Origin of the sequence: Methylobacterium sp. WL18, from assembly GCF_008040015.1 — a bacterium.
Classification (GTDB): domain Bacteria; phylum Pseudomonadota; class Alphaproteobacteria; order Rhizobiales; family Beijerinckiaceae; genus Methylobacterium; species Methylobacterium mesophilicum.
Map to the genome: position 1 here is coordinate 1 of NZ_VRVD01000192.1, position 7,932 is coordinate 7,932.

Annotated in this window: 10 protein-coding genes and 1 pseudogene; 6 read left to right on the plus strand and 5 right to left on the minus strand. The window is 69.5% G+C overall.

Annotated features, from left to right (window positions below):
- The first annotated feature begins 675 nt into the window (after positions 1–675).
- The 3 genes from FV228_RS14910 to FV228_RS14920 all read left to right on the plus strand — a co-directional run bounded on the left by FV228_RS14910 (position 676) and on the right by FV228_RS14920 (position 3,365).
- Positions 676–1,086, plus strand: a complete 411-nt coding sequence (locus tag FV228_RS14910) for a helix-turn-helix transcriptional regulator (RefSeq protein ID WP_147855339.1) — start codon at positions 676–678, stop codon at positions 1,084–1,086.
- Between the two features lie 168 nt (positions 1,087–1,254).
- The gene (metK, locus tag FV228_RS14915; RefSeq protein ID WP_147855340.1) at positions 1,255–2,433 is read left to right on the plus strand and encodes a methionine adenosyltransferase; all 1,179 of its coding nucleotides are present in this window, start codon (positions 1,255–1,257) and stop codon (positions 2,431–2,433) included.
- A gap of 197 nt (positions 2,434–2,630) precedes the next feature.
- Positions 2,631–3,365, plus strand: a complete 735-nt coding sequence (locus FV228_RS14920) for a tRNA (guanine(46)-N(7))-methyltransferase TrmB (RefSeq protein WP_147855341.1) — start codon at positions 2,631–2,633, stop codon at positions 3,363–3,365.
- A 278-nt stretch (positions 3,366–3,643) separates the two neighbouring features.
- Here FV228_RS14920 and FV228_RS14925 read toward each other — a convergent pair whose 3' ends face one another.
- Positions 3,644–3,838: a DUF4089 domain-containing protein gene (locus FV228_RS14925; protein WP_147855342.1), complete on the minus strand. Its 195-nt coding sequence runs from the start codon at positions 3,836–3,838 to the stop codon at positions 3,644–3,646.
- Positions 3,839–4,010: 172 nt separating this feature from the next.
- Positions 4,011–4,481, minus strand: coding sequence for an ureidoglycolate lyase (locus FV228_RS14930; RefSeq protein ID WP_147855343.1), 471 nt, complete (start codon positions 4,479–4,481; stop codon positions 4,011–4,013).
- A 610-nt stretch (positions 4,482–5,091) separates the two neighbouring features.
- On the opposite strand from FV228_RS14930, the gene FV228_RS14935 reads away from it, so the two are divergent.
- The 3 genes from FV228_RS14935 (at position 5,092) to FV228_RS14945 (ending at position 6,489) form a co-directional block, all read left to right on the plus strand.
- Positions 5,092–5,466 (plus strand): DUF6481 family protein, encoded by a 375-nt coding sequence (locus FV228_RS14935; RefSeq protein ID WP_147855344.1) that lies wholly within the window; start codon positions 5,092–5,094, stop codon positions 5,464–5,466.
- A 305-nt stretch (positions 5,467–5,771) separates the two neighbouring features.
- Positions 5,772–6,053 (plus strand): hypothetical protein, encoded by a 282-nt coding sequence (locus FV228_RS14940; protein WP_147855345.1) that lies wholly within the window; start codon positions 5,772–5,774, stop codon positions 6,051–6,053.
- Positions 6,054–6,216: 163 nt separating this feature from the next.
- Positions 6,217–6,489, plus strand: a complete 273-nt coding sequence (locus tag FV228_RS14945; RefSeq protein ID WP_246693914.1) for a hypothetical protein — start codon at positions 6,217–6,219, stop codon at positions 6,487–6,489.
- A 15-nt stretch (positions 6,490–6,504) separates the two neighbouring features.
- Here FV228_RS14945 and FV228_RS14950 read toward each other — a convergent pair whose 3' ends face one another.
- The 3 genes and pseudogenes from FV228_RS14950 to FV228_RS14960 all read right to left on the minus strand — a co-directional run.
- Positions 6,505–6,711, minus strand: a complete 207-nt coding sequence (locus tag FV228_RS14950; RefSeq protein ID WP_147855347.1) for a hypothetical protein — start codon at positions 6,709–6,711, stop codon at positions 6,505–6,507.
- 190 nt (positions 6,712–6,901) lie between these two features.
- Positions 6,902–7,567 (minus strand): HAD family hydrolase, encoded by a 666-nt coding sequence (locus FV228_RS14955; protein WP_147855348.1) that lies wholly within the window; start codon positions 7,565–7,567, stop codon positions 6,902–6,904.
- 157 nt (positions 7,568–7,724) lie between these two features.
- A pseudogene (locus FV228_RS14960) lies at positions 7,725–7,932 on the minus strand (DUF2934 domain-containing protein); the annotation flags it as partial.

Sequence of the window (7,932 nt, forward strand, 5' to 3'; positions counted from 1 at the left end):
GCCCGCGGCGCCGGCCGGCCCGGCAAGGCCCGAGGCCGCCAGCACCAGAGCTGCCGCCCGGCACCGTCGCCACCCCGCCGTCGTCCGGATCATCGACCGCCTCCCGGATCGCTCATGCTGCCGGATCGACCATGCCCCGGAACGCCGGCGCACGCACCGCGCGGTTGGCCTGTCCGGGCGTTGATGCTATGGGAATCGCGGTCGTCTCCGTAGCTCAGCTGGACAGAGCACAGGTTTCCTAAACGGTCACAATTGGGCGTCGCGCCGGGAAACCACGCGACGGATCCGCTCAAAGTCGGGGAAAGCTTCCGGCGCCGGGACACCGGCGTCCTGCCGATCCCGAGCCAAGCCCGCCCGGCGCACACGCGTCGGCGGGAAGGTGTAGAGACTAGACGGGCGGCACCTAACGGCCGGGCGCGAGCGCCGGCCCACGGTGAAGGGATAGTCCAGGCCACGAACGCGGCTCTCCGGGGGCGCGGCGGCGAAAGCCGAAGTGGTATGAAACCTGGGGTCGCAGGTTCGAGCCCTGCCGGGGACACCAGAATCCAGGTTGCGGACGTGTGTCCGGCGTTGAGCGAAAACGTTTACCGCGATCGTCGCCTGCCGGTGACACGGACTCGCTATGCGGTTAAGCTTCGCCGCCCGAAAATCGCGGCAGGAGTGGGCAAGTTCTACATGGCGGGTCAGAAAACCGATCAGCGTGACGTGTATGTCGGTCAACGCATCGCCGAGCAGCGCCGGAAGGCGTCGCTGACGCAGCGCCGCGTCGCGCAGAGTTTCGGGATGTCGGCGGCGCAGTTGCAGAAGTACGAGAAGGGCACCAACCGGATCAGTGCCGTCCATCTCGACATCTTCTCCCGGATGACCGGGGTGCCGATGGATTACTTCTTCAAGGGCATGCCGCGGAACGACGACTTCACGGCGCCGGGCTTCTCCGAGCCGGAGCAGGCCCCCCTGAGCGAGGGCGGCGGCCTCCAGGGCCTGGCCGAGATCGTCGGGCGCCACATCACCGATCATTTCAGCGAGGAAGCCCGCCGGGACGTCGCCGCCGCGATCCGCGCGCTGGACCACAAGCTCAACGGCTGATTGCTGAGCCGTCGAAGAAACGGGCGTTTTTTCACCCGTTTCGTACGTTATAGCGGATCTGTTCGGCGATCCGCCTTGACCGCCCCCTGACCCGGTGCGAGAACCCCGACCCCATAAGGGTCGAACGCCGCGATCGCGACGGCGTACCCGTGATCGGGATCCGTCCAGATGCCGCGTTCCAACTACCTGTTCACCAGTGAGTCGGTCTCCGAGGGCCATCCCGACAAGGTCAGCGACCGCATCTCCGATACGGTGGTGGACGCCTACATCGCGGCGATGCCGGAGGCCCGGCTCGGAGTCGAGACCCTGACCACCACGAACCGCGTCGTCATCGCGGGCGAGGTGCGCGGCCCGGATTCGGTGACCTTCGAGAACCTCGAGGAGCTGACCCGCCAGGCCGTGAAGGACATCGGCTACGAGCAGGACGGCTTCCACTGGAAGAACAACGAGGTCGCGATCTACCTCCACGCCCAGTCCGCCGACATCGCCCAGGGCGTCGACGCGGCCGGCAACAAGGACGAAGGCGCGGGCGACCAGGGCATCATGTTCGGCTACGCCGCCGACGAGACCCCGGAGCTGATGCCGGCGCCGCTGTTCTACGCCCACAAGATCCTCAAGGACCTCGCCGACGCCCGCAAGAAGGGCGAGGGCGATGCCGGCAAGCTCGGCCCCGACGCCAAGAGCCAGGTCACGGTCCGCTACGAGAACGGCCGACCGGTGGAGGCGACCCAGATCGTGCTCTCCACCCAGCACCTCGACGAGTCCCTGGATTCGGCGGACGTGCGCGCCATCGTCGAGCCCTACATCCGGGCCGCCCTGCCGCAGGGCTGGGTCAACGAGGGCACCGTCTGGCACGTCAACCCGACCGGCAAGTTCGTGATCGGCGGTCCGGACGGCGATTGCGGCCTCACCGGCCGCAAGATCATCGTCGACACCTACGGCGGCGCGGCCCCGCACGGCGGCGGCGCCTTCTCGGGCAAGGATCCGACCAAGGTCGACCGCTCGGCGGCCTATGCGGCCCGCTACCTCGCCAAGAACGTGGTCGCGGCCGGGCTGGCGCGGCGCGCCACGATCCAGCTCGCCTACGCGATCGGCGTCTCCAAGCCGCTGTCGATCTACGTCGACCTGCACGGCACCGGCCAGGTCGACGAGGCCAAGCTCGAATCCGTCCTGATGGACGCCATGGACCTGTCGCCCCGCGGCATCCGCACGGCGCTCGGCCTGAACAAGCCGATCTACGCCCGCACCGCGGCCTACGGCCATTTCGGCCGCGCCCCCGAGGCCGATGGCGGCTTCTCGTGGGAGCGCACCGACCTCGCCCAGAAGCTGAAGTCGGCCCTGTCGTAAGGCGCGGCCCCCGCGCCAGCGCCGTACCGCCCGCCAGCGCGCCGTCCCCCATCCGGGACGGCGCGCTGGCGTTTTCGTGAGTCCCGGTTTCGAAAGGTCTTGGACCTTTCGCGGGTCCAGGGCAGAGCCCTGCTGCGGGGTCGCGAGCCCCTGGAACTCCGTCCCCGCCCGGTGCGCGGACGCCGTGTTGGTAAGCGATGTCTGACCTGAACGGACGGCCCGGTCACGAGGCCGACGAGCCGGAGCGCGCCTTCTTCGGGCGGCGCAAGGGCAAGCGCCTGCGCGGCCTGCAGGAGCGGCGCCTCGCCGAGCTTCTGCCGGCGCTCCGCGTCGATCTCCCGCCGGACGATGGCCCGCTCGATCCGCGCACGCTGTTCCCGGCCCTCGGCGGCGGGCCCGAGGCGGTCTGGCTGGAGATCGGCTTCGGCGGCGGCGAGCACCTCGCCGCCCAGGCCGAGGCGCATCCCGGGATCGGGATCATCGGCGCGGAGCCGTTCGTCAACGGCGTGGTCAAGCTGCTGGCCGCGATTGAGGCGCGGTCCCTGCGCAACGTGCGCATCCGCGACGAGGACGTCACCGCCCTGCTGGCGCGCCTGCCGGACGCCTGCCTGGACCGGGTCTACCTGCTCTATCCCGATCCCTGGCCGAAGCGCCGCCAGCGCAAGCGCCGCTTCGTGTCGGATTCCTCGCTGGCCGAGATCGGCCGCGTCCTGAAGGATGGCGGGCTGTTCCGCTTCGCCAGCGACATCGACGACTACGCCGGCTGGACCCTGGTCCGGGCCGCCCGCTGCCCGGTCCTGACCTGGACGGCGTCGGGCGCGCGCGACTGGACCCGGCCGTTCCCGGGCTGGCCCGGGACCCGCTACGAGGCGAAGGCGCTGGCGGCGGGGCGGCGCCCGACCTATCTGGAGTTCGCCCGCCGGCCGCGCTGAGCGGACGGGTCGCCGCAGCCGGGCGGGACGCCTTGCCACGGCCACGCTCGGGCGCCATCCTGCGGCGCCTTCGCGGTCGGGACCGCGGCAGGGGGGCATCTCGTGCGGGAGCGCGCCGCGGCGCGGTCGAGGGTTTTTCCGAGTGGGCGAGAGCGTGGGTCAAGACCCGGCGGCGGACGACCCGTATCGCGCGGGCTTCGACGATGCCGCGATCGGCCTCGTCGTGCTCTCAGTGGACGCGGCGGCGATCGTCGCGGCATCGGATGGCGTCGGCGCGCTCATGCCTCGAACCGCGGCGCAGCCTCGACCTCGTCGGGGAGCGGAAAGCCCGCTACCAGGTCCGCGGCGGAGGCCAGGACGCGCAGGTTCAACGTGATCGGCAGCACCCAGGCCGGATCGATCGCCAGGCCGAGGAGCGGCGCGGCCACTGCCGCGTAGGCGTCCGGGTCGAACGGAGGGGGTGTCTCAGGCATCGCGTTCCTCACACCGGTATTCAGGATGGGCCGGCTTCCGGGCGGTGCAGGCATCGTGCCGAGTTGTTGGCCGAGCCCGGATGTCTACGCGATGCACAAACACCAGGCACTTGTTGCGATTACCTGAGTGCAATTCCAGGCCATGACGAGCGATGCCTATTTGTTGAGCAGTTCATCCCAGCGCGATCGTAAGAGGGGCGATCGGTGCGAAGCTGCAATCCGCGTCGGTACCGTCCTCGTGGACCAGCATGGCGAAGCGGCCCGGCTTTTCGAGCGTCATCATGTGCGCGTGCCAGGTCCCCGCGCGGTAATTGATTCCGACATGGCCCGGCACGCGGAAACTCTCGATCCGGGATTCGTCGGGGCGGCCGTCGCGATCGGGGGCCACGATGACGGCGTAGGCATCCGCCGAGAGCGGCAGGAAGGCCTGGTTGGAATGCAGGTGCCGCTCGAGGCGACGCACCGGCATCAGGCCGGCCATCGGCTCGCTCAGCACCAGCGCGAGGTTGGCGCGCGCCGCCTGCCGCGTGTTCTGCATCCGCCCGGCCTGGTCCTGACGGGGTGGGGTGGCGGGATCATCCAGGACCTCGCCGTAGGGGGCGAACGCCTCGGCGGTGATATCGGACAGGATCAGGGTGCGCATCACAGCTCCTCGCGCCCACGTGTCCGCCCCGGGGCACGACGCGGCAGGACTCCACCATCAAGCGGGCCGAAACGGAAGATGCGCCACCGGGAAGCCCATGGCGAGTCGCGGAAGACTCCGCCTGCGGGGGAGCGGGAGGCCCTGCCCCGCCGGTCGGCGGCAATCGTGGCGATCACCCGGTCTTGTCGGTTCGGCGGGCGCGACCTACCTGTCTCGCATTAGATCGAGCCTGCGGCTCGTCCCACCCGGCAACCGACGAAACTCCGTTCGAGATCGTTGTGTCCCATCGTCGGTTTGAGGCTTTTGGGCATCGCCCGGACAAACTTTTACAGAGTTCACCTCGATTGTCGTTTTACCGGCGCCCTCGGTACGCCGACGCGATTGCGTCCTCAGGGGAGCAGGGTTTAAGGGCTGTCCCGTTTTTTCAGACATGGCCCGACCCGAGCGCTCCCGCGTGAGCCGAGCGCTTGGGTCGGACCATCGGCAGCGCCGATGGATCGGTGCGGTTCCGGGGCCCGGGGACGGTTCCGGAACCCGTAGTCTCAGTACGTGGCCGGTTCAGCCGGTCGTCCCCGCGACACGCGTGACGTACCCAACCGAGAAAGGTCAGATGAGCGCATTCGACTACCGGAATTTCGACGACCGCCGCCAGCATTCGCAGAGCGCCAAGGCTGCCCTGCTGGCCAAGTTCAAGGCACGCCCGCCGGTCGACGATCCTGAAGTGATCGCCAAGGCGAAGGCCCGGGCCGAGATCGCCCAGGCCCGTGAGGAGCGCGCGCGCGAGCGCGAGGCCGCCCGGATCGCCGCCGAGCGGAAGGCTGCCGAGGAGAAGCGTCTGCGCGAGGAGGCCGAACTCGCTGCGCGGCTCGCCCGCGAGGCCGCCGAACTCGCTGCCGCGCAAGAGCGCAAGTCTGCCGAACTCGAATTGAAGAAGGCCCAGCGCGACGCCCGCTACGCCGCCCGCAAGGCCAAAGCAAAGCGCTGACCCGCGTCGCCGGACGCGGGCTGCGTCCGTAGAGCGCTCGAACGCCGTCCGCCCCCCAAGGCGGGCGGCGTTGCCGTGTTCGAGGAAGAAGCGCTCCGTCGGACCGCTCGCCCCCGGGGGGCGACGCGGAGCCCGACAGCGCGCCGGTTCAACCGCCGGTCCAGTGGCGCAATCGCTCGTCCGAGCCGCGTCGGTCGGATGCCCGGCAACCTTCACGCGCCGATCCGTGTTGAAAGCCGCCGTCGTCAAGCGCATGCGCGGGATGACCGGGTGCCCTTGAGCATGACGCGAATGGCGAGGAAGCGATGCGGTCTCGAACCCTGTTGGCGGCGCTGCCGCTCGTCCTCCTGGGATCGGGCCATGCCTCGGCACAGGATCCATCCACCGTCACCGCTTGCGACACGCTGATCGCCACCCGCCGGATCGATGCCGCGACCGGGCCGGCCCGCGAGGCGCCGGAACCGGGGTGCCGCCGGATCCCACGGGCCGATATCGGCCCTGTGGAGCAGCGGGCGCTGATCGGTGGCGCGCCCTACGAGTGCATGACGATCACGGGGTCCGGCCGCTGCCTGTGGGTCGTGCCCTGACGCATGGCACGCAGACCGCGCCCGGATCGCAGGCAGTGCTGTCTTACGGCGTCGTCGCCGGAACCAGCAGTCTGACGAAGCTTCACGGAAGGACAATCCGCACTATCTCGGCGGTTCTGTCCAACGAGGAACACGCTCCGGTATGTTGAGTATCCAAGCCAGGATGCGGGTCCCCGCATGGGTTTCGGCTGCGGTTCTGACGACGATCCTCGGTGGTGCGGCGGCCAGGGCCGAACCGCCGATCAAAAGCCCGGAAGACGCGGCCTGCCGCAACGAGGCGCGCGCGAAGGTGTTCTCGGCACCCAATCCCCAGGGCCTGGAACTGGAGGATGTCGGCCGGCAGATCTACTTCGCCTGCATGGCCCGAACGACCCAGGCGGCCGCCCAACCGCCGAAGCGCACCGGCAAACGCAAGCATCATCACAGGCGGCGCTGACGCGTTGCCGCGGGTTCAGGCGTCGAGCGGCGCGCCGATCCGCGCACGGAGTTCATGACGCAGGGCTTCGTTGCCACCCTCCGCGTTGAGCGCCGACATCAGGCGCAGCAGATGGCTGAGCGGGGTCGACCGGCAGGCGATCGCCTCGGCGATCTGCTCCGGCAGGGGCTTGGCCGCCGGCACGAAACGCGGTGCGGGGCTGGACTGGTGAGTCTGGGGCATGCGCGGGGCTCGTGCTTGGAGACGTTCCAGATGGCGGCCGGGTGGCTACGCCTTCCCGCCCCATCGCGCCAGCCCCATTCGCACTTTTACGTAGCCGGCATCACGCTCCGTCACCGCACTGCAACACAGGAAGCGGGAAACCGTGGAGAGCTGGCGCGGCCCCGACGATTTCGCTTGCTTCCGTCGCGGCTCAACCCTTCGCGAGCGGCGACGACTCGAATCCGTCGAGGAGATCCTGCGGGTCGCGATAGATCGCGATGCAGCCCGCGGCCGACAGGTCGGCCTCCGGAAAGCCTCCGCACAGCAGGCCGACGGTGCGCAGGCCGGCCTTCGAAGCCGCCTCGGCATCGTAGGGCGTGTCGCCGACCACGATCATGTCGTCCTTGCCGAGACCTTCGAGCTTCTTCACCGCGGCTTCGAAGATGTCGGGATGTGGCTTCGAGCGATCCGCGTCGTCGGAACTGGTGGCGACGTCGACGAGGTCGGCGATGCCGAGGATTTCTTGGTAGCGCTCGACTTCGGGGCCTTTGCCCGACGAGGCCAGCGCGATCTTCAGGCCGGCCTCATGCAGCCGCTCGAATAACGGCCGGACCGCCGGGAACGGCCGGACCTCCGGGAGATACTTTTTCTTGAAGAGATCCGACCGGAACCCCTCGATTTCCTTGCCCTCGCGTTCGATGCGCTCGGCCGGAAGGAATTCCGGCATCAGCTCGTCGCCACCTTTGCCGATCTGGCTGCGGACCTTGGCCTCGTCGGTCTCGACGCCGAAATGGGCGAACGCCTCGACCCAGGCGCGGGCATGCAGATCGACGCTGTCGAGCAGGGTCCCGTCGATGTCGAAGATCACGGCGCGCATCGCGGCCTCCCGTTGCGGCGCACGGCGTACGCGTCAGGCCGAACAACGATGCCGGGGCCGGCCTGTTCCGGAAGGCAGAAACGGCAGGAGCCCGCCCCTCGGTGAAGGGGCGGGCTCCTGAATCTGCAGTTTGAGGGCGCCGAAAGGCGCCGTCAGCTCAGTGCATCGAGGCCGGAGCGCGGGCCGGCTTGGCCTTGGCGGCGAGGCCGGCGGTCACGGCAGCCTTCGAAGCCTTGGCGGTCTTCGCGGCGACCGGCTTGGCCAGGGCGACCTTGGGCGTCACGGCCTTGGCGGCGGCCTTCGCCGGAGCCTTCGGAGCGGTGGCCTTGGCCGTGGTGGCAGTTTTGGCGGACGCGGCCTTCGGC

What these genes read in the sequence shown, in the direction of transcription:
- FV228_RS14910 (WP_147855339.1), top strand. Translation starts at nt 676, where the DNA reads ATGGCGGGTCAGAAAACCGATCAGCGTGACGTGTATGTCGGTCAACGC.
- metK (WP_147855340.1), top strand. Translation starts at nt 1,255, where the DNA reads ATGCCGCGTTCCAACTACCTGTTCACCAGTGAGTCGGTCTCCGAGGGC.
- FV228_RS14920 (WP_147855341.1), top strand. Translation starts at nt 2,631, where the DNA reads ATGTCTGACCTGAACGGACGGCCCGGTCACGAGGCCGACGAGCCGGAG.
- FV228_RS14925 (WP_147855342.1), bottom strand. Translation starts at nt 3,838, where the DNA reads ATGCCTGAGACACCCCCTCCGTTCGACCCGGACGCCTACGCGGCAGTG.
- FV228_RS14930 (WP_147855343.1), bottom strand. Translation starts at nt 4,481, where the DNA reads ATGCGCACCCTGATCCTGTCCGATATCACCGCCGAGGCGTTCGCCCCC.
- FV228_RS14935 (WP_147855344.1), top strand. Translation starts at nt 5,092, where the DNA reads ATGAGCGCATTCGACTACCGGAATTTCGACGACCGCCGCCAGCATTCG.
- FV228_RS14940 (WP_147855345.1), top strand. Translation starts at nt 5,772, where the DNA reads ATGCGGTCTCGAACCCTGTTGGCGGCGCTGCCGCTCGTCCTCCTGGGA.
- FV228_RS14945 (WP_246693914.1), top strand. Translation starts at nt 6,217, where the DNA reads ATGCGGGTCCCCGCATGGGTTTCGGCTGCGGTTCTGACGACGATCCTC.
- FV228_RS14950 (WP_147855347.1), bottom strand. Translation starts at nt 6,711, where the DNA reads ATGCCCCAGACTCACCAGTCCAGCCCCGCACCGCGTTTCGTGCCGGCG.
- FV228_RS14955 (WP_147855348.1), bottom strand. Translation starts at nt 7,567, where the DNA reads ATGCGCGCCGTGATCTTCGACATCGACGGGACCCTGCTCGACAGCGTC.